This is a genomic window from Sphingomonas sp. (assembly GCF_030145815.1).
GTDB lineage: Bacteria > Pseudomonadota > Alphaproteobacteria > Sphingomonadales > Sphingomonadaceae > Sphingomonas.
In genome coordinates this window covers 42,108-60,785 of sequence record NZ_JAIXHL010000019.1, presented here as the reverse complement: position 1 = coordinate 60,785, position 18,678 = coordinate 42,108, and the positions used below count along the sequence as shown (strand labels likewise).

Genomic DNA, 18,678 nt, shown 5'->3' with positions numbered 1-18,678 from the left:
CGGCGAGCACCGCAAGACAAAGCGCAAAGGCGGGCACGGCCTGTTTCCGGATCGCCTTCTGCTCTGCCTTGATGACCATCCGCTGCTCCTCGTCAGCCGGGCCGATCCGCGATGATCAACGCAATCGTGCCGGTTATCGTGTGGATGCGGGCCGCCTCCCGGACATTGTCGAACCCCGCAGCCCGGACGAGCTCGGGGAGCACGCCATCGGCATTGGGTTGGGTGTCGGTCACGCCATCGAGCCGCTGGATGGTGAGGCGGAGTAACAGCCGCATCAATCCCTGCTGCCGCCCGTAATCGGCGATCACGAGCCTGCCGCCGGGCCGAAGCGCCGCATGCATCGCGGCGAGACCCGCCCGTTTCTCGGCCATCGGGACCTGATGGAACATCAGGCTCGACGTCACCGCATCGGCGGCGCGCGAACCGATATCGCGGGCAAATCCGCGCTCCCACTGGATGTCCGCGCCCGCCGCCTGTCCCTTGGCGCGCGCGATCGCCAAGGCCTCCTCATCGGGGTCGATGCCGATGACCCGTATGCCAGGGGCGGCCGCTTTCAGCATCACGGCAAAGCTGCCGGTGCCGCACCCGACATCGATGACGGTCTCGCCCGGACGTGCCGCGAGCAACCCGATCATCGCATAGCGCCAGCGCATTTCGCGGGTCCAGCGCCGGATCGCACGGTCGTAATCGGCGGTGTCGCCGGTCCCGAGCGGCGGGGTGTAGCTGCCGTCAGTCATGCCTGCGCCCTCGTCGCATGCTCCGCCAGCTCGCGGCGGGCGTCGCGGATGATGTCATAGGCCGAATGGAGGAACAGCAACGCGATCACGCCGGCGACGAGGAGATCGGGCCAGGCCTGTCCCGTCCAGCCGACCAGCACCGCCGCGCCGATCACGGCGATATTGGCCAGCGCATCGTTGCGCGAGAACAGCCAGATGGCGCGCGCTTGCGCGTCCCCCTGGTTGCGGAACCGCGCGAGGACCAGCGCGGCCGCAATGTTGACGAGGAGCGCGACGATCCCGATCCCGCCCATCAATCCGGCTTCGGGCGGGATGGCATTGAACGCGCGCCACCCGGCAAAGCCGATCACGCCGAGCCCGAGACTTGCGAGGAAGAGGCCCTGCACCAGTGCAACCCGGCTGCGCGCGACCGCCGCCCAGCCCAGCGCGATCAGCCCGAAGAGCGTGATCGATCCGTCGCCGATGAAATCGAGCGAATCCGCCTTCAGCGCCTGCGAGCCGGCGATGAAGCCGCCCGCCAGCTCAAGCACGCCGAAGCCGACATTGAGGATCACCACGATCCATAGCGCCCGCCGATAGGCAGGGTCCGTGCCCGCACGTTCGGTATCGGCCTCACATCCACAGTCGCTCATCATCACCTCCGCGAGTCGCGAGCAGGTTTTGCACCCTATAGTCACTATAGGGTCAATGGCTTGTTTCGGGTCCCAATGCTTCGATGATCCGGCAGTCGGAAATCGCGCCTTGGCGGCATTGGCCGATCAGCTCGTCGAGCTCGCGGCGCAGTGCGCGGAGATCTGCAATTTTCTGATCGATCTGCGCGAGATGCGCACGCGCGACGGTGTCGACGGCACCGCAAGAGCGATCCCGATCGTCGGAAAGGGCGAGGAGCTCGCGCACCTGATCGAGCGTGAAGCCCAGGTCGCGCGCGCGGCGGATAAAGGAGAGCCGGGCGAGATGGTCGCCGCCATAATCGCGGTAATTGCCCGCAGTGCGCCCGGGCTCGGGAAGCAATCCGATCTTCTCGTAGAAACGAATGGTTTCGACCTTGGTCGAGGTGATGCGTGCCAGTTCGCCGATCTGCATGGGAAAACCGCTTGACCCTCTAGTTGCTACAGTCCGCATATAGAATGCGGAGCCGATTCGTTCGATAGGGTTGAAATGGTCTGCACGAGCTGCGCCTGCGACGACAAGAAGGCAGCGGTCGATCCGCACTGGCGGCGCGCCTTGTGGATTGCGCTGGCGGTGAACGCTGCCATGTTCCTCGTCGAGATGGTTGCCGGTATCGCCGGCGGATCGAAATCCCTTCAGGCCGACGCCCTCGATTTCCTGGGCGACAGCGCCAACTATGCCATCAGTCTCGGCGTGGCTGGCATGGCGCTGGCATGGCGTGCCCGTGCCGCGCTTCTGAAGGGTGCCACGCTCGTCCTGCTGGGCCTGTATGTTCTCGTAGCCACGCTTTGGGCAGTCTGGCATGGTACGCTTCCGGAGGCCGAGATGATGGGCGCGGTGGGTATTGCGGCGCTCGTGGCCAATGGTGCGGTAGCGCTGATGCTGTTTCGCTACCGCACGGGGGATGCGAACATGCGCTCGGTATGGATCTGCTCGCGCAACGACGCGATCGGTAATGTCGCGGTGGTGCTTGCCGCGGCAGGCGTGTTCGGAACGGGTACCGCGTGGCCCGATCTCATTGTCGCGGGGGTGATGGCTGGACTCGGCCTCATTGGGGGTGCGCAGATCATCCGGCATGCGATGCGCGAGCTGTCGGGTCCGGCAGCGTCGCCGGTCATATTTGCCGGAAAGCCGGGGGCCGCAGGATGATAGATCTCCAAAACCCGATCGCTGCGATCATGGCCGGGGCAGGCGATGCGCGGCCGATGCCCGTGGGTTGACCGCGCATGCCGGGCCCGGCCGATACTCAATGCGGATGCGCCTAAGCGATGTGGCGTCGGTTGTTATCATCCGGGCCGAAAAGCTGCCGCTGCGTTGGCGGCTGCCGATCGGGCCCCAGCGGGTATCGGCAATCGCCTTGGGCTGGCCATCGCCGAATGAGGCAATGAGGTGCAGATGCCCGGACACCGGCATCGTCCGTCCGAGTGGGCGCCGGACCTTGCCAGTGACGATGACCGCATCGCGCGCGGCATAGGCTTTTACCCAATAGATATCGAAGCGCTGGGGTGGTGGCGCCTCGATGATCGGGGTCAGCAAGCGTCCGTTCATGCAGCCGACAAGCAAGGGGGCGAGCAAGAGGGCGGCGGCGAAGGTGCGGGCTCGCATGGGTTTGTCCTCATCAACATGTAGCGGTGACGGGAGAGCCGACGCGGGAGGAGGAGCCTCAGGTGCCGACCCCGTCGCGGTGCAGCGATCACCGGTACTCGAGCAGACCGGTGAGGCCCACGGCCGTTGGTCCCGGATGCAACAGCGAGCGCACTTCTGACGGCGGCTCTGATGTCGCTTGCGGCTCATTTGCCGCCATCGTCCGAGGCCGGGTCCCCGGATTGGGTTTTCTGCGGATGGGTGGCTGGCGACGCGTTGCCCGCCCTGAGACGCCAATGCCGGCGCCATGGGCGCAACGCGGATGGCAGGATCAGTTTGAACTGGGCGGCGCGGCCGCGGATCGCGTCCTGGGTCCGTTGCAAAGTGCTGGCGATATGCGCCACGGACTCGCGCGCCTCGATCATCTGCCGCAGGTCGCGGTCGTCATCCTCGCTCCACGGGCGGCGATGGCGTTGTCGGCCGGATGAATCGCGATCGTTCATCGACGCCCTCGCTTGCGTGGCGGCGGGCGCTTCACGAAGCGGGCACGCAACGCTGTATCGGTCTCGCATATCATGACATGGGCACGACTGGTGATGCCTGCTCGCCAAAGCCGGGCGACCACGCCGCGATACTCGACACGATGCGCAAGCCGGGTCCCGGTCGGATGCCGCTCAAGGCGGTAGCTTTCGTCGATCCGGAACAGGAACGAGCCCATGCTCATGCGCCATGCGAATTCGATGGGCGCCGCGAGCGCCGTGATCCGCGCGAAGCTGTGCATCTTGCGCAACCGCCCCATCCCGAGCATCTTGCCGGTGTAGCGATACTCGATCTTCGCGCCGAGTGAGGGGTCCCCCACGAGCTCGATGAAGGGGTGCCAACTCGGATAGCGCTCAAAGTCGAGCAGCACCTCCCAGACCGCTTCGGGGCGGGCAGGAATAGCGATTTCGTTCTCAGCGGCGATCATGGCGGCGCCTCCCTAGAACCATCCCGCTCTCGGTCGCGGCGAGCCTTTGGGTGCCGGCACTTGTGGCGCGGCCAAGCCAGTCGCGCACCCTTGCGGTATGGGATTCAGTGCCGCGCGCGAACCCCCAAGCAGCAAACGCCGAGGCGGCGAGGATCGCAAGCGCCCAGGCGATCGCTTGCGGGTCGGGCGGCAGGCGCTCGGCGGCGATGAGCGCCGCGGTCGCCAGCGCCATCAGCGGGAAATGGATCGCGTAGAGCGAGAAGCTCGTTTCGCGGCCGTAGCGCGCGAGGTGGGCAATCCCGGGAAGCGCCGGCGTGCGTCGCAGAAGCAACCCTAGCAGCAACATCGCGAAACTGAACGCGAGCACCGGATCCTCGGCGGCAAACGCGCCTGTGCGTCCCCAGGCGAGGGTTGCCACGAACAGGAGCGCGCCGGGCAGCCAGAGCGTGTCACGGATGGCGCCGACTCGGGTGCGATTGGCCTCGCACCAGCGATAGACGAGGAAGAGCAGTGTGCCGAACAGCCAACTCAGGAAGTGGAAGAACAGGTCGGGATAGACGATGCCGAGCGCGAGGGTGAGCAGCGCGAAGGAGAAACGCCGCTGCGTCAGCGCGAACCACAGCGCAGGAAACCAGATATAGAACCAGAACTCATAGGCGAGGCTCCACAACGGGCCATTAGAGCCGAATGGCGCCACCACCAGCCCCTGGAGGAAGACGAGATTGCCGAGAAAGTCGGGAAGGGTGAGGTAGGTCGCGACGCTGCGCGGCAAGACATAGCTGCCGGTCTGCCCGAGATGGGTCGGCGAGCTCGTGGCGACCCCGGCAAAGTCGAACAGGCCGCCGAGCAGTAGCGCCGGTACCACCACCAGCAGCAGCCTTACGAGGCGATCCTTGAGATAGCCCGACCAGGTCCAGCGCGCTGGCGGCGTGAGCAGGATGCTGCGCGTGATCCAGAAGCCGCTGAGCACGAAGAACAGGATCACCGCGGGGTGGCCGAAGCCGGCGGCAAGGTAGAGAGACTTGACGAGAAGGTCGTCGGTCGGCCGGTAGTCCGCGATCAGCAGCGCCCAGATATGGCCGAAGGCGACGACGAGCGCGAGAACGGCGCGTAACGCATCCATATAGAGGAACGCGGGGTTAACTGCGGCAGCCCCGGCGCGGCCGGCGGGGTCGTTCCCGGTCATTTGCGGTATCCGAGCAGCCGCAGTGCATTGAACACGACGACGAGCGTCGAGCCCTCATGCGCCATCACGGCGGGACCGATACCGAGCCCCAAGATCGTCGCCGGCACGAGCACCGCGACCACGCCAAGGCTCACCACCAAATTCTGGCGGATGATCCGGCGGGTTGCGCGACTGAGCCCGACCGCGAACGGCAGATGCGCGAGATCGTCCGCCATCAGTGCGACATCGGCGGTCTCAAGCGCGACATCGGAGCCGGCCGCGCCCATCGCGATGCCGACGGTGGCATTGGCCATCGCCGGTGCGTCGTTGACGCCGTCGCCGACCATCGCGACCTTGTCGGTGGCGCGCAGTTTGCGGATCGCCTCGACCTTGTCCTCGGGCATGAGGTCGCCCCAGGCCTCGTCGAGCCCCACCTCCTTGGCGATCGACTCGGCGACCTTCTGATGATCGCCCGAGATCATGATCATCCGGGTGATACCCATCGCGTGGATACGGGCGATCGCTTCCTTCGCCGCAGCGCGTGGCGTGTCCATCAGCCCGATCGCGCCCAGATCCTGCACCCCGCGCCGGACCACCATGGTGGTCCGGCCCTGCTCGCGCAGCGCGGCGATCGCGCCCGCCATTTCGCCGGACAGCGGCGCGATGGCCCCGACCCCGAACATCTCGGCCTTGCCAATCAGCACCGTCTCGCCGTCCAGCGTCGCGCGAACGCCCTGGCCAGTGATGCTGATCAGGTCATGTGCGGGCGGCACCTCGCGTTCGCCGAGCCGATCCTGGCCATCGCGCGCGATCGCGCGGGCGAGTGGATGGTCACTTAGCCGCTCGACCGCGACCGCGGCGGCGAGCAGTTCACTGGGATCGATGCCCTGGGCCGGCACGATGTCGGTGATACGCGGGCGCCCTTCGGTGAGCGTGCCGGTCTTGTCGAACGCGATCGCCTTCAGCGAACCCAGTTCCTCCAGCGGCCCACCTCCCTTGATCAGCACACCGCCGCGCGCCGCGCGCGCGACACCCGAGAGCACCGCGCTCGGTGTGGCGATAGCGAGCGCGCAGGGGCTGGCCGCGACCAGCACCGCCATCGCCCGATAGAAGCTATCGCGGAACGGCTCGTCGACAACCACCCAGGCGAACAGCAACAGCACGGTCAGCCCGAGCACAGCAGGCACGAACACCCGCTCGAAGCGTTCGGTGAAGCGCTGGGTCGGCGACTTCTGGGTCTCGGCCTCGCTGACCAGCTGGACGACGCGAGCGAGCGCGGATTCTGTCGACTTGCGGGTGACCTCGACCTCAATCAGCCCGCTGCCGTTGATCGTGCCGGCGAACACGCGATAGGCGGCTTCGAGCGCTTCGGGCTGCGCGCGCGCTGCAGCTTCATCAGGCACGGGACGCTTGTCGACCGGCATGCTTTCGCCGGTGACCGGCGCCTGGTTGACGCTGCTCGTGCCCTTGACGAGGAACCCGTCGGCGGGGAGGCGCTCATCGGGCTTGACGACCACGGTGTCACCGATCACGAGGTCCTCGACCGGCAGCTCGACGAGCGCTTCGCCGCGGCGGACGAGCGCAGTCTGCGGCGCGAGTTCGGCCAGCGCCTCGATCGCGCGCTTGGCGCGGCCCATGGCATAATGTTCGAGTGCATGGCCGAGGCTGAACAGGAACAGGAGCAGCGCCCCTTCTGCCCAAGCGCCAAGCGCCGCCGCGCCGGCCGCGGCGACCAGCATCAGCGTGTCGATTTCGAATTTCTTGAGGCGCAGATTGTCGATCGCCTCGCGCAGTGTGAACCAGCCGCCAAAGCCATAGGCGCCGATATAGAGTGCGAGTGGCAGCCATTCGGGAACGGCGGCCAGAGTTTCGAGCAGGAAGCCGATGCCGAGCAGTGCGCCGCAGGCCAGCGCGAAGAACAACTCGGTGTTGGGGCCGAGCAGGCCGCCATGGGCATGGCCGTGTTCGCCCTCGCCATGATCATGCCCGGCGTGATCGTCGCCGGCGCCTCTGTCCGGCGTGACAGCGGGTGCGTTGGCGGGCGTCTTGCGCTCATGCACCCCGAGCTGGTCGAGGAAGCTGCGCAACGCCGCTTCGGAGGTCAGCGTGCGGTCGAACTCGATCCGCAGCGTGCCCGATGCGCTCGCCTCTGCCTCGATCACCCCGTTCACGCGCTGAAGCTGTTCGGCAATGCTGCGCGCGCGGCGCTGATGGCTGATCCCCTCGACGTCCCAGCGAAGATGGCCGAAGCGCTCGGTGATGTTCGCGCCGGCGGCGGTAGCGAGCTCGCGGATCCGCACCAGCGAGACGATGTCCGGATCGTAATGGACGCACAGATGCGCGGGCGCCTCGCCGGCCGCAGGAACGACATGCGCTTCTGCGATGCCGCGACGGCCGGCAAGTTCAGCGGTCAATCGCGCGACACAGGCGTCGGCCGCGTCGGCGACCTCGGGCAGCACTACAGGGATATCAATGCGCAGTATCTCGGTCATGATGTCTCCTCCCGGTCGCGATGGGATTGCCGATGGGTATCGCGCAGAATCTCGATGCCGCCCTTGATCGCGATCAGCGCGGTGAGCAGGCCGACGACGAGGTCGGGCCAGTTGCTGCCGAGCCACAGCACAAGGAGGCCGGCGACGAGGATCCCGCCATTGGAAATGAAGTCGTTGAAGCTGAAAGTGGTCGCGGCGCGAAGATTGACATCAGGCGCCTCGAGCCGCTGTAACAGGCGCAGGCACAGATAATTCACGGCGGCGGCGATCGCGGCCATGATCATCATGGTGGCGCCGATCGGCTCGCTGCCCTGGACATAGCGCCGGCCGACATCGATGAGGATACCGACCGCGAACAGCAGCAGCATTGCGCCTGACACATTGGCTGCGCGGCGCTTCCACGCCAGTCCGTGGCTGAGCGCCACGAGGCTCAACGCATAGACCGCCGCATCAGAGAGATTGTCGAGGCCGTTGGCGATTAGTGCGCTCGAATCGCCGACGAGCCCGGCGCCGAGAAAACCGCCCGCCAGCATCACGTTGAGTGCCAGAACCCACCATAAGGTGCGGCGTTCGCGGCGGTCGTCGGCTTGCGGTTGAGCCATGGTCCAGCATTCCGGATCGGAGACCCGCCGCCGCACGCGGCGGCGGGTCCGGGTTACCTTAGTGGGCGGGGAGCGGCGTTCCTCCCTGCGACGACGGCGTCTCGACTTCACTAACATCGGTCTCGCGACGTCCGTAGCGGGCGTATAGCGTCGGTAGGACGAACAGGGTGAGCAACGTCGCCGAGATCAGGCCGCCGATCACCACGGTGGCGAGCGGCTTCTGCACCTCGGCGCCCGATCCGGTGGCGATCGCCATCGGCACGAAGCCAAGCGAGGCGACCAACGCGGTCATCACTACCGGCCGCAACCGCGCGAGCGCACCTTGATAGGCCGCCTCGGCCCGGCTGACGCCGCGCGCCATCAGGTCCTGGATCGAGGTGACCATGACCAGCCCGTTCAAAACCGCGATGCCAGACAGGGCGATGAAGCCAACGGCTGCCGAGATCGAGAAGGGCATACCCCTCAGGAACAAGGCGAGTACCCCGCCAACCAACGCGAGCGGCACGCCGGTGAACACGATCGCTGCGTCGCGTACGCTTCCCAATGCCCCGTAGAGCAGCAGGATGATGAGCGCGAAGCAGGCCGGGACCACGAGCATGAGCCGGGCGCTAGCCGATTGGAGATTCTCGAACTGGCCGCCCCATTCGAGATACTGGCCGGCGGGCAGGCGAACGTCGCGCGCGATCGCCGCCCGCGCATCTTCGACCACCCCGGCCACATCGCGGCCGCGGACATTGGCCTGAACCACCACGCGGCGCTTGCCATTCTCGCGGCTGATCTGGTTGGGACCGGAGGTCACCGCGATATCGGCGACGCTCTCGAGCGGGACGAACGCCCCGTCGGGAGTCGGCACCGGTACCTGCCCCAATGTCTGGAGGTCGGCGCGCGCGGCATCGGTCAGCCGGATGGTCACCGCGAAGCGCCGGTCACCTTCGAAGATCATGCCGGCGTCGCGCCCGCCGATCGCGGCGGCGACGGTATCCTGCATGACCCGCGCGGTGATTCCGAGCCGCGCCATGGCATCTCGATTGGGGCGGATGTCGAGCATCGGTAGTCCCTCGGTCTGTTCGACGCGGACGTCGGTAGCGCCGTCCACGCCGCGCAGGATGCCGGCGATTTTGTTGGCGGTATCGTTCATCGCGTCGGTGTCGTCGCCGAACACCTTGACCGCGATGTCGCCGCGCACGCCTGCGATGAGCTCGTTGAACCGCATCTGGATCGGCTGGCTGATCTCGAACGCGTTGCCGGGAAGCCCCTCCAGCGCCTTCTCGATCTTGGCGACGACCTCGGCCTTGGTGAGGCTGGGGTCGGGCCAGTCCGCGTGCTTCTTCATGATGACGAAAGTGTCGGAGATGTTGGGCGGCATCGGATCCGAGGCGAGCTCGGCGGTGCCGGTCTTTGAGAAGACGAATTTGACCTCGGGAATGCTCGAGATCGCCTTTTCGACCTGGAACTGCATCGCCTGGCTCTGCTCGACCGAGGTACCCGGGACACGTAACACCTGGACGGTCGCGTCGCCTTCGTCGAGCTGAGGCAGAAACTCCTGACCCAGGGTCATGAAGGCGAGGATCGCGAGCAGGAAAGCGCCGACGCCCGCGAGGATCGTGACACGCGGCCGCGCCATCGCCCGGTCGAGACCGGGTTCATAGCGGCGCTTGAGCCAGGACATGATCCGGCCCTCCTTCTCCTCGACCGGCTTGGACAGCCAGATCGCGAGCATCGCCGGCACGAAGGTCAACGAGAGCACGAAGGCGAAGGCCAGCGCGAGGATGACGGTCAGTGCCATCGGCGTGAAGGTCTTGCCCTCGACCCCGGTCAGGGTGAGCAGCGGCACATAGACGAGGATGATGATCGCCTGGCCATAGACCGAGGGCCGGATCATCTCGCGCGCCGCGCCCGCCACTACCGACAGCCGTTCCCCCTTGTCGAGCGTGCGGCCGATATGGTGCTGACGTTCGGCGATGCGTCTCAGCGCATTCTCGACGATGATCACCGCGCCGTCGACGATCAGGCCGAAGTCCAACGCGCCAAGGCTCATCAGATTGGCCGAAACGCCGCCGCGCAACATGCCGAAGCTGGTCATCAGCATGGTGACCGGGATCACCAGCGCCGCGATCAGCGCCGCGCGGAAATTGCCGAGCAGCAGGAACAGCACGACGATGACCAGCAGCGCGCCTTCGGAGAGGTTCTTCGCCACCGTCTTGATCGTCGAATTGACCAGCCCGGTGCGGTCGAGCACCGGCTGGATGACGATGTCGGTCGGCAGCGAGGCGTTGACCTCGTCGAGCCGCGTGGCGACGGCCGAGGCGACGTTACGGCTGTTCTCCCCGATCCGCATGATCGCGGTGCCGACGACGACTTCCTGGGCATTTTCCGAGGCCGAACCCATGCGGATCGCCTGGCCGGTGCGCACAGTCGCGACCTGATTGAGCAGGATCGGCACACCTTCGCGGGTGGCGATGACGGTGCGTCCGAGCTGGTCGGCGTTGGCGATGCGCGCATCCGAACGCACCGCCAGACCCTCGCCGTTGCGGTCGACCGTGCCCGCGCCGACCGCGCTGTTGTTCTCCTCGAGCGCGGTCGCGAGGTCTCCGAGGCTGAGCTTCAGTGCGGTCAGCCGCTGCACGTCAGGGACGACCTGGAACTGCTTGACATAGCCGCCGATCGAATCGACGCCGGCAAGGCCCGGAACGGATTTGAGCAGCGGCGCGACGATCCAGTCCTGCGTCGTGCGCAGATAGGTTGCTTTGTCGGCTTCGCTCACCAGCCGTTCACCCTCAGGCGTCAGGTAGCTCCCGTCGGGCTGGATACCCGGTTCGCCGGGCTTGTGCTTGTCCTCGGGCCGGTGGGCCATGTGGACGGTCCACATATAGACTTCACCAAGACCCGTGGCGATCGGACCCATTTCTGGTGTCGCACCCGCAGGCAGGCTTTCCTCCGCGGTGCGCAGCCGCTCCGCGACCTGCTGGCGTGCGAAATAGATGTTGGTGGAATCGGTGAACACTGCGGTCACCTGCGCGAAGCCGTTGCGGCTGAGCGAGCGGGTATGTTCGAGACCGGGCACGCCGGCGAGCGCGGTCTCGATCGGGAAGGCGACCTGCTTCTCGACCAACTCGGGTGAGAGCGCGGGCGCGCGGATATTGATCTGGACTTGGTTGTTGGTGATGTCGGGAACCGCATCGATCGGTAGCCGGCTCAACGAGACGGCGCCGATGACGGTGGCGATGAGGGTCATGAGCAGGACGAACCAGCGCCGCTCGACCGCAAAGGTGACAATACGTTCGATCATGGCTTAGTGTCCGTGCTCCGCCTCGCCCTTTCCGAGCTCGGCCTTGAGGGTGAAGCTGCCGGTACCGGCGATCTCTTCGCGGCCGGTGAGGCCTGAGGTCACGACGACCGAGCCGGAGCTGTGCGCACCGACGGTCACGGGCACGGCCCGGAACCCACTCGATGTGCGTACGAACACGACCTGACGATTCTCGACGGTCTGGAGCGCCGAGGCGGGCACGCTGACGGCGCCGCCGCCCTGACCGGGCAGTTGCACCACCGCGGTGACCGGCTCGCCGACGCGCCACTGGCCGGCGCTGTTGTCGATCAGCGCGATTACGGTGACGAGCCGGGTGGTCTCGTCGAGTACCGGCGAGACGAAGCTCACCTGCGCCGCCGAACGGCGTCCGCCCGAGCTGATCTCGACCGGCGCGCCGACCGCGACGCGTGCGGCATCGGCGGGCGACAACGACACGGTCACCGCGACCCGCGACAGGTTGGAGACGCGGAACAGCTCGGCGTCCGCGGCCACGGTCTGCCCGAGGACCACCGGGCGCGCGGTGATGCGCCCCGCGATTGGCGCGGTCACGCCGATGCGGTTGAGCGCGCCGCCGCTGACCCCGGCGGCCGAAACCTGCTGTCGGGCGAGCCGCAGCGCGATGCTTGCCTCGGTGGCGGCGGTGCGCGCGGCGATCACGTCGCGCTCGGGCGAGACGCGCAGCTTGAACAGCCGCTCCTCGCGCGCGAGGTTGGACTGGGCGAGCGCGCTGCGCGCCTGCGCCGCCTCGACCTCGGCGCGGATCGTGGCGGCCTCGCGGCTCTCGATCACCGCGACGACCTGACCGCGCGTGACCGGCTGACCGAGATTATAGTTGAGCGCGACGACGCGCCCGCCGATCGCCGCCGAGACGACCTGCGTTCCCTGCGGGTCGCCCTCGATCGTTGCGGGCAACTGCAGCGTGCCGCCGCCGCGCGACACCGGACGCACAATCTCAATGCCTGCGGCGCGGATCTGCTGCGCGGTGAGCGTGATCGTGCCCTCCTCGCCGCCGCCTTCGCTCTCGCCTTTCTTGTGTGCGCCCTCGGCCTCGCTGTGCCCGGCTTCGCCTTCCTTGTGCCCCGCCTCGCCCTCGGCATGGCCGGCCTCGGTGCTGTTGTTGGCGGCGGGGTCGCCGCCGCCGCATCCGGCGAGCAGCAACGCCAGCGCGAGCGGAGTCGCGCCTCCAATGATGAGCTTGTTCATCGTCAATTCCCTGTTGCCGCCGGCACGGGCGCCGGCGCGGTGAGCCGGGCCAGACGGGCCTCGGCGTCGTGATATTGGGCGAGCGCGTCGACCGCGGCGCGGCGCGTGTCGAGCAGGGTCCGCTCGGCATCGAGCAGCACAATCTGGTCGAACTTGCCCTCGCCATAGCCGAGGCGCGCGATGCGCGCGGATTCGGTCGCGGCGGCGAGCGCGGGTCCCGATGCGCGCACTGCGGCCGCCGCGCGATCGCGGTCGGCGCGCGCTGCGGTGATCGCCTGCTCCGCCTCGAACAAGGCGACGCGGCGCTGCGCATCGACCCGGTCGCGCTCGGCCAGCGCCTGGTTCACGCTGGCCCGGCCATTATTGAAGATCGGCAACGGCACCGATACGCTGAACACCATAGCCTGATCCTTGGTCGCGGTCAGCCGCCGCGTACCCGCACTCACCGTGAGGTCGGGCACACGCTGGCTGCGCGCCAGCCGCACCCGTGCTTCGGCTGCCGATACGTCGGCGCGGGCGATCGCCAACGCGAGCGTGCCGTCGGCGCGGACCGGCTCTTGTGGGCCGTAGCCGCCGACGCGCTCATACCAGGCGGCGTCGAGACTTTCGTTCAACGGCCGGCCGAGATAGCGCTCAAGCGTTGCACGCGCCGCTTCGGCCGCGCGCTGCGCCTGGGCGAGCTCGGTCTCGGCATTCACCTGCTGGAGCTGGGCGCGTTGCTCGTCGATCGGCGAGTTGGCGCCCGCCTCAACCCGGTCGCGTGCGATCCGAAGATTTTCCGTGGTCACCGTAATCTGGCTTTCGGCGATCGCGCGGCGGCGCTCGCTGGCGATGGCCTGGACATAGGCTTGGACTACGCCCAGCCGCAGGTCGGCACCCGCCACCAAGGTCTGTATTCGCGCGCGGGTGATTTCGGCCTCGGAGACGGCGATGCGCGCCGAACGCTTGCCGCCAAGCTCGATCGGTAGCGCGAAATTGACCGTCGTCTCGGATTCGTCGAGGCCACGATAGGGTCCGGTGCCGAGAATGTTCTCGACGTCGGTGGTAACGGTGGGATTGGGCCTCAGTCCCGCGACGACGCGGCCCGCCTCAGCCGCACGAATCCCAGCTTCGGCAACGTCGCCGGTTGGGGACACAGCACCTGCCTGGGCGAGCGCGTCGTCGATCGTGAGGACGTCGCCGGCCGAGGCCGGTGGCGACGTCTGCGCCTGCGCGATTCCCGCGCAGGACACCGCGGCCAGAAGGGCCGCGAGGATACGATGCATGTAAATACTCCTGACAAACCAAGCCATGCCGCGCAGGCGCGGCCGAGTGGTTGTCAGGCTTGCGGTGGTCTCAACGCGGGATCGCTGCGCGCGGCATACAGCGCCGGCGCCATTCGCACGAACGGCGCAGTCGAGGGCAGGGCGTGGCTGACGGCCGACTTCTCGGGCATGATCGCCATGAGGTGGTGGCCATGGCAACCATGCTGATGCCCATAGCCCTGGTCGGAGGCGGGCTTGCCCGGCTCCTCATTTCCCGAATGGACCTCGGCCTTGTCCGAGGCCTGCTCGGCGCAGACGCTGCGCTCCGCCGCATGCGCAACCGCCCCCGTGCCCATCGACAGGGCTGCGAGCGCACACAGGAGCAGGAGGAGGAAACGATGCATTGAACAGTGCCCATATCGCAGTGCGAGGTGCTTGTCACCCCAGTAAAATCAGGCAGATGAAGGTTGGCCCAAGCACAATTGTTGATATAATATATCAATTCTATTCCAAGAACGATTCGTGCCATGACGATCGCAAGTAGAATGGAAGTTGTTACTTTACATCATTTTTCCAACTGATATCATGTCTCAACATGATCGTGCGAATTTGATCTTGAAGTAGAACCTGTTTGATCGCAAGGAATGTTGCAATGGGAGCCGCGTCATACTGCGCATCGCACGCGGCGCCGCGACGCATTACCGACGTTTCCCGGGACGAGGAACGATGCCCCGCCTGCTGATCGCAATTCTTCTCGGTATGACCATGGTAGGCGAGTCGGCGCTGCACGGCGTTGAGCCGATGCCGGTTGCGACGACGATCGCGACTGATCGCTGCGCCGAGGAAGGGGTGTCGGCGACGCAGGACCAGCGTGAGGCCGACGGGCAGCGCCGCGAGCTGCCAGCCCATTTACATCTCTGTCACCATCACCATGCCGGGGTGTTCGCCGACGTCACGCTGACGCCGGTGATACAGTCGCGCAGCCCGGGCTGTGCCCGCTATGACTTCCGCGTGCACGGCGAGGTCCCGTCCAGAGCGCTGCGACCGCCGATCGCCTGACGATGTACGACGCCGCTCCCGCGCGGCTTTCCCATCGCTCAGGAGATTGATCCCATGCACCGTTTCGTTGCCTTGGCCGCGTGTGTCGCGACCGTCCTTCCCGCGTCTGTCGCTCACGCCCAGGACGCGCCGCCCGCCGCGGATTCCGGCCCGGTCACCACGCTGCGCGCGGCACTGCGCCATGCCTATCGCACCAATCCCGGGCTTACCGCCGCGCGCGCCGGGCTGCGCGCGATCGACGAAGGGGTCCCGATCGCCAAGGCGGCGGCGCGGCCGACGCTCAGCGCGACCGCCGATTATCAGGAATATGTGCTGACCTCGGCCAACAGCCTGTCGGCGCCGAGCCGTGCCTTTGCCGCCAACGGCAATCTGTCGTTCCCGTTGTTCCAGGGCGGGCGCGTCGCCAATTCGATCCGCGCCGCCGATGCCCGGGTCGAATCGGGACGCTCGAATCTGCGCGCGACCGAGGCGGACGTCTTCAACGCGATCGTCTCGGTTTATATGGACGTGCTGCGCGACGAGGCGATCGTCCAGCTCAACACGCGCAACGTCACGGTGCTCGCGACCAACCTCCAGGCGTCGCGCGACCGGTTCGAGGTCGGGGACCTGACCCGCACCGATGTCGCGCAGTCCGAGGCACGCCTGTCGCTGGCGCGTGGGCAGCTCCAGGCGGCGCAGGCCCAGCTGATCGCGAGCCGCGAGAATTACATCCGCTTCGTCGGGCTGGTACCCGGCCAGCTCGCCTATCCGGCGCCGCTGCCGGGGTTGCCCGGTTCCGCCGAGCAGGCGACCGCGATCGCGCTCGGCGGCAACCCGCTGCTGGACGCGGCGCGCACCGACGCACAGGCGGCGGGCTATGACGTGCGCGTCGCCCGGGCGGCGCGGCTGCCGCGGCTCTCGGCGGTGGGGTCGAGCGGCTACAATAATTATCTGGGGTCGCTGACCAGCTCGCTGCCGGGTCGGACCTTCCTTCAATCCCAGACCAGCGCGACGATCGGCCTGTCGGCGACGATCCCGCTCTATCAGGGCGGGTTGCCGGGGGCGCAGGTGCGCCGCGCCCAAGCGCTGCACGGTCAGTCGCTCGAGCAGGTGACGCTGGTCGAGCGCCGCATCGTCGCCGAGGTGCGCGCGGCGTTCGCCCGGCATCGAGCGGCGCTCGAACTGATCCGGTCGGCGGAGGATGCGGTCGCGGCGAACACGCTCGCGGTCGAAGGCGTGCGCGCCGAGCTGACGGTGGGTACGCGCAACGTGCTCGACGTGCTCAACGCCGAGCAGGAATTGCTCAATGCGCGGGTGCAGCTCGTCACTGCGCGGCGCGACGCCTATGTCGCTGCGTTCGGGCTGCTGGTGGCGATGGGGCAGGCCGAGGCACATGATCTTGGGCTATTTAGTAGCGGTGGCAAGAGTTCCCACGACGAACCACTGCGGTCAGCCGCCTCGCCGAGCACCGTTGATGGAGGTGTTCCGCGAATGGCACTTCCCAACAGTTTGACACAGTGAGTGGCGCGCGGTGACCTCCTGTCTCGACCGAAACACACGCGATGACCCAAATTCGGGATAGGTAATTGTGGTACATTAGCATTGAAGATGGAGTCTTCAGCGATATCCGTTACCGAGCGAGTCGCTGAGATGCGCGTTTGCACCGCAAATGGTGATTGGGACCCAAGCGCCGACAGCCCTTGCGATAGGCTGGAGGGAAGGCTGACCGCTCCAGTTCGAGCGCCGAGTTGCTAAATCGCTGAACGGGCTTATCCTTCCGTTCGCGTCGTCGGCACGACGGCGCCGAGGCGTGAGAACCTCGCTTGAGAAGCCATGGTCTCGCACGGCGCATTGCCGGGTGGCCGTCGCACATGTCCAGGCCGCATGCGGCTAAAGGCGTCGGCGCGTGTCTCAAGCATGTTCTCAACACCCGGCTTTCGCCGGCTCCGCCTCGAAAAAGCGGAGCGGCATATGGCGAGGTTTCAGCTTCCAATCCGGTTCCGTCGGCAGACGGAGGCACCATGCTCGAGCGCATGAGGCTGGCGCGCGAGCTTCCCGGCGGCATCGGCGAGAGCGAGCCGCTGCCGCCCGAGGATCGCGTCGTTCCGACGGTCACCGGCCGGCTCGAGACGCTGTTTCGCGAGCACCGGCCGCGGCTGCTCCGCTTCCTGTCGCGTCGGACCACCAACGACACCGCCGAGGACCTGACCCAGCAGGCGTTCGTCCGTCTCGCGGCGCTCGACCAGAACGTCGTCGATCGGCTCGAGAGCCCCGAGGCCTATCTGCACCGGACCGCGGTGAATCTCCTGAAGGACGAGGCCAAGGCTGCCGCGCGCCATGCCGCGCATCTGCATGTCTGCGTGGACGACGTCGCCATCATGGGGCCAGATCAGATCGCCGCGCTCGAAGCGCGGGATATGCTCGCGCGGCTCGAAGCTGCTATGCTGCGATTGAAGCCGCGGACACGGGAGATCTTCTTGGCGCATCGAATCGACGGCTATAGCTATGCCGAGATCGCAGCCCGGACCGGGCTCGGGATCAAGGCGGTCGAGAAGCATATGAGCCGTGCCATCGCCCATATCGACGGCCATTCGTCGCTCCGATGACCGTACCGGCCGGGGAGGATCAGGCTACGGCACGCGCGCGGCAGGAGGCCGCCGACTGGTTCGCGCGGCTGCGCGCGGGTGCGAGCGAAGCCGAGCTGGCCGCGTTCGCGGCATGGCGCGCCGACGCCCTGAACAGCGAGACCTATGACCGGCTCGCACGGCAATGGGAACAATTCAGCTTCCTTGCCAATACCAGCCTCGGCCGGGGTCGCGACCTCTCCCGCGCCAGCGTCTGGCACCGGCAGCCGATCGTGCGCGTCGCGGCGGTCGCCGCCCTTCTGGTGCTGATCGTCGGCAGCGGCCTGTTGCTGCGGGTCGGCATGCAACCGGACCCGGCAGCGGCGCCGGTCGCTTATGCCAGCAACGCCGATGCGGTTCGGACCGTGACGCTGGCGGACGGCTCGCGGGTCACGCTCGATCGGGGCAGCGCCGTGCGGGTCGCCTATAGTGCGTCCCAGCGCCAGCTCGAGCTTCTCAAGGGACGTGCGCGGTTCGATGTCGCGCATGATAGCGCTCGGCCGTTCGCGGTGCGCGCGGACGGCGGGACGGTCATCGCGCATGGGACGATCTTCGACGTCGCGCTCCGCCCGGGGCTTGTCCGCGTCGTCCTGTTGCGCGGTTCGGTCGAGGTCCGTCCCGACCCGGTGATCGCACGCGGCGCGCCGGGCCGGATGCTCGTGCCGGGCCAAGCATCGGTCTATGCACCTGGCAAGGCGCCTTCGCCGCCGGTCGCCGCCGATCCCGCCGACACCGCCTGGCCGGGAGCCATGCTCTCGTTCGAGGCAACGCCGCTGCGCGAGGCGGTTGCCGGGTTCAACCGCCGCAACGCCGTCAAGCTGGTGCTGGGCTCCGAGCGGATCGGAACCCTCCGGATCACCGGCGCCTTCGCTGCCGACGATCCGGCAGGGTTCGCCGAAGCAGCGGCGGCAATGTTCCAGCTCGATCTTCGCCGCCAGCCCGACGCATCGCTCTCGCTGCACTAGGCACACGCAAAAGCCGTAGGGTAATTCCCGCCCGCGTCGTTTCCGCACCGAATGGCACCAGCAAGGATGCCGGATGGGGAG

18 protein-coding genes are annotated in these 18,678 nt (G+C 67.2%); 5 read left to right on the top strand and 13 right to left on the bottom strand.

The features are described from left to right. Nucleotides 1-92 precede the first annotated feature (92 nt). From KYX69_RS16360 to KYX69_RS16350, 3 genes are read right to left on the bottom strand one after another with little or no spacing between them, the layout of a single operon-like run. On the bottom strand, nt 93-737 hold the full coding sequence (locus KYX69_RS16360; protein ID WP_300499005.1) for a class I SAM-dependent methyltransferase: 645 nt from the start codon (nt 735-737) through the stop codon (nt 93-95). Next, a complete protein-coding gene (locus KYX69_RS16355) occupies nt 734-1,369 on the bottom strand; it encodes a cation transporter (protein WP_082738000.1) in 636 nt (211 codons plus the stop codon). Before KYX69_RS16355 ends, KYX69_RS16360 begins: the two co-directional genes overlap by 4 nt. 52 nt (nt 1,370-1,421) lie before the next feature. Continuing rightward, nucleotides 1,422-1,820 (bottom strand): helix-turn-helix domain-containing protein, encoded by a 399-nt coding sequence (locus KYX69_RS16350; protein WP_066573181.1) that lies wholly within the window; start codon nt 1,818-1,820, stop codon nt 1,422-1,424. A 75-nt stretch (nt 1,821-1,895) separates the two neighbouring features. Here KYX69_RS16350 and KYX69_RS16345 point away from each other — a divergent pair, with 75 nt between their 5' ends. Next, nucleotides 1,896-2,555: a cation transporter gene (locus KYX69_RS16345; RefSeq protein WP_066573185.1), complete on the top strand. Its 660-nt coding sequence runs from the start codon at nt 1,896-1,898 to the stop codon at nt 2,553-2,555. Nucleotides 2,556-2,582: 27 nt separating this feature from the next. On the opposite strand, the gene KYX69_RS16340 is transcribed toward KYX69_RS16345, so the two are convergent. The 10 genes from KYX69_RS16340 to KYX69_RS16295 all read right to left on the bottom strand — a co-directional run bounded on the left by KYX69_RS16340 (nt 2,583) and on the right by KYX69_RS16295 (nt 14,374). After that, nucleotides 2,583-3,011: a hypothetical protein gene (locus KYX69_RS16340; protein ID WP_066573188.1), complete on the bottom strand. Its 429-nt coding sequence runs from the start codon at nt 3,009-3,011 to the stop codon at nt 2,583-2,585. A gap of 185 nt (nt 3,012-3,196) precedes the next feature. Next, nucleotides 3,197-3,493, bottom strand: a complete 297-nt coding sequence (locus KYX69_RS16335) for a hypothetical protein (RefSeq protein ID WP_066661165.1) — start codon at nt 3,491-3,493, stop codon at nt 3,197-3,199. Further along, complete coding sequence (locus tag KYX69_RS16330) at nt 3,490-3,957, bottom strand: SRPBCC domain-containing protein (RefSeq protein ID WP_066573194.1); 468 nt, start codon at nt 3,955-3,957, stop codon at nt 3,490-3,492. The genes KYX69_RS16335 and KYX69_RS16330 overlap by 4 nt, the downstream gene beginning before the upstream one ends. Further along, nucleotides 3,944-5,143 carry an acyltransferase gene (locus KYX69_RS16325; protein WP_066573196.1) on the bottom strand — a complete coding sequence of 400 codons (1,200 nt, stop codon included), beginning with the start codon at nt 5,141-5,143 and terminating at the stop codon, nt 3,944-3,946. Before KYX69_RS16325 ends, KYX69_RS16330 begins: the two co-directional genes overlap by 14 nt. Further along, nucleotides 5,140-7,614 carry a heavy metal translocating P-type ATPase gene (locus KYX69_RS16320; RefSeq protein ID WP_066573199.1) on the bottom strand — a complete coding sequence of 825 codons (2,475 nt, stop codon included), beginning with the start codon at nt 7,612-7,614 and terminating at the stop codon, nt 5,140-5,142. The genes KYX69_RS16325 and KYX69_RS16320 overlap by 4 nt, the downstream gene beginning before the upstream one ends. Beyond that, nucleotides 7,611-8,216: a cation transporter gene (locus KYX69_RS16315; protein ID WP_066573201.1), complete on the bottom strand. Its 606-nt coding sequence runs from the start codon at nt 8,214-8,216 to the stop codon at nt 7,611-7,613. Before KYX69_RS16315 ends, KYX69_RS16320 begins: the two co-directional genes overlap by 4 nt. A gap of 58 nt (nt 8,217-8,274) precedes the next feature. Beyond that, complete coding sequence (locus tag KYX69_RS16310) at nt 8,275-11,505, bottom strand: CusA/CzcA family heavy metal efflux RND transporter (RefSeq protein ID WP_066573203.1); 3,231 nt, start codon at nt 11,503-11,505, stop codon at nt 8,275-8,277. Between the two features lie 3 nt (nt 11,506-11,508). Further along, nucleotides 11,509-12,726, bottom strand: coding sequence for an efflux RND transporter periplasmic adaptor subunit (locus KYX69_RS16305; protein WP_066573205.1), 1,218 nt, complete (start codon nt 12,724-12,726; stop codon nt 11,509-11,511). Nucleotides 12,727-12,728: 2 nt separating this feature from the next. After that, nucleotides 12,729-13,991 carry a TolC family protein gene (locus KYX69_RS16300; RefSeq protein ID WP_066573207.1) on the bottom strand — a complete coding sequence of 421 codons (1,263 nt, stop codon included), beginning with the start codon at nt 13,989-13,991 and terminating at the stop codon, nt 12,729-12,731. Between the two features lie 53 nt (nt 13,992-14,044). Continuing rightward, nucleotides 14,045-14,374 (bottom strand): hypothetical protein, encoded by a 330-nt coding sequence (locus tag KYX69_RS16295; protein ID WP_066573210.1) that lies wholly within the window; start codon nt 14,372-14,374, stop codon nt 14,045-14,047. Nucleotides 14,375-14,729: 355 nt separating this feature from the next. On the opposite strand from KYX69_RS16295, the gene KYX69_RS16290 reads away from it, so the two are divergent. The 4 genes from KYX69_RS16290 to KYX69_RS16275 all read left to right on the top strand — a co-directional run bounded on the left by KYX69_RS16290 (nt 14,730) and on the right by KYX69_RS16275 (nt 18,597). Then, complete coding sequence (locus KYX69_RS16290) at nt 14,730-15,029, top strand: hypothetical protein (protein ID WP_125958629.1); 300 nt, start codon at nt 14,730-14,732, stop codon at nt 15,027-15,029. A 54-nt stretch (nt 15,030-15,083) separates the two neighbouring features. After that, nucleotides 15,084-16,529 carry a TolC family outer membrane protein gene (locus KYX69_RS16285; RefSeq protein ID WP_083629803.1) on the top strand — a complete coding sequence of 482 codons (1,446 nt, stop codon included), beginning with the start codon at nt 15,084-15,086 and terminating at the stop codon, nt 16,527-16,529. A gap of 500 nt (nt 16,530-17,029) precedes the next feature. Beyond that, on the top strand, nt 17,030-17,614 hold the full coding sequence (locus tag KYX69_RS16280) for an RNA polymerase sigma factor (protein WP_231733682.1): 585 nt from the start codon (nt 17,030-17,032) through the stop codon (nt 17,612-17,614). Next, the gene (locus KYX69_RS16275) at nt 17,611-18,597 is read left to right on the top strand and encodes a FecR family protein (protein WP_066573215.1); all 987 of its coding nucleotides are present in this window, start codon (nt 17,611-17,613) and stop codon (nt 18,595-18,597) included. The genes KYX69_RS16280 and KYX69_RS16275 overlap by 4 nt, the downstream gene beginning before the upstream one ends. Nucleotides 18,598-18,678 lie beyond the last annotated feature (81 nt).

What these genes read in the sequence shown, in the direction of transcription:
- KYX69_RS16360 (WP_300499005.1), bottom strand. Translation starts at nt 737, where the DNA reads ATGACTGACGGCAGCTACACCCCGCCGCTCGGGACCGGCGACACCGCC.
- KYX69_RS16355 (WP_082738000.1), bottom strand. Translation starts at nt 1,369, where the DNA reads ATGAGCGACTGTGGATGTGAGGCCGATACCGAACGTGCGGGCACGGAC.
- KYX69_RS16350 (WP_066573181.1), bottom strand. Translation starts at nt 1,820, where the DNA reads ATGCAGATCGGCGAACTGGCACGCATCACCTCGACCAAGGTCGAAACC.
- KYX69_RS16345 (WP_066573185.1), top strand. Translation starts at nt 1,896, where the DNA reads ATGGTCTGCACGAGCTGCGCCTGCGACGACAAGAAGGCAGCGGTCGAT.
- KYX69_RS16340 (WP_066573188.1), bottom strand. Translation starts at nt 3,011, where the DNA reads ATGCGAGCCCGCACCTTCGCCGCCGCCCTCTTGCTCGCCCCCTTGCTT.
- KYX69_RS16335 (WP_066661165.1), bottom strand. Translation starts at nt 3,493, where the DNA reads ATGAACGATCGCGATTCATCCGGCCGACAACGCCATCGCCGCCCGTGG.
- KYX69_RS16330 (WP_066573194.1), bottom strand. Translation starts at nt 3,957, where the DNA reads ATGATCGCCGCTGAGAACGAAATCGCTATTCCTGCCCGCCCCGAAGCG.
- KYX69_RS16325 (WP_066573196.1), bottom strand. Translation starts at nt 5,143, where the DNA reads ATGACCGGGAACGACCCCGCCGGCCGCGCCGGGGCTGCCGCAGTTAAC.
- KYX69_RS16320 (WP_066573199.1), bottom strand. Translation starts at nt 7,614, where the DNA reads ATGACCGAGATACTGCGCATTGATATCCCTGTAGTGCTGCCCGAGGTC.
- KYX69_RS16315 (WP_066573201.1), bottom strand. Translation starts at nt 8,216, where the DNA reads ATGGCTCAACCGCAAGCCGACGACCGCCGCGAACGCCGCACCTTATGG.
- KYX69_RS16310 (WP_066573203.1), bottom strand. Translation starts at nt 11,505, where the DNA reads ATGATCGAACGTATTGTCACCTTTGCGGTCGAGCGGCGCTGGTTCGTC.
- KYX69_RS16305 (WP_066573205.1), bottom strand. Translation starts at nt 12,726, where the DNA reads ATGAACAAGCTCATCATTGGAGGCGCGACTCCGCTCGCGCTGGCGTTG.
- KYX69_RS16300 (WP_066573207.1), bottom strand. Translation starts at nt 13,991, where the DNA reads ATGCATCGTATCCTCGCGGCCCTTCTGGCCGCGGTGTCCTGCGCGGGA.
- KYX69_RS16295 (WP_066573210.1), bottom strand. Translation starts at nt 14,374, where the DNA reads ATGCATCGTTTCCTCCTCCTGCTCCTGTGTGCGCTCGCAGCCCTGTCG.
- KYX69_RS16290 (WP_125958629.1), top strand. Translation starts at nt 14,730, where the DNA reads ATGACCATGGTAGGCGAGTCGGCGCTGCACGGCGTTGAGCCGATGCCG.
- KYX69_RS16285 (WP_083629803.1), top strand. Translation starts at nt 15,084, where the DNA reads ATGCACCGTTTCGTTGCCTTGGCCGCGTGTGTCGCGACCGTCCTTCCC.
- KYX69_RS16280 (WP_231733682.1), top strand. Translation starts at nt 17,030, where the DNA reads ATGCTCGAGCGCATGAGGCTGGCGCGCGAGCTTCCCGGCGGCATCGGC.
- KYX69_RS16275 (WP_066573215.1), top strand. Translation starts at nt 17,611, where the DNA reads ATGACCGTACCGGCCGGGGAGGATCAGGCTACGGCACGCGCGCGGCAG.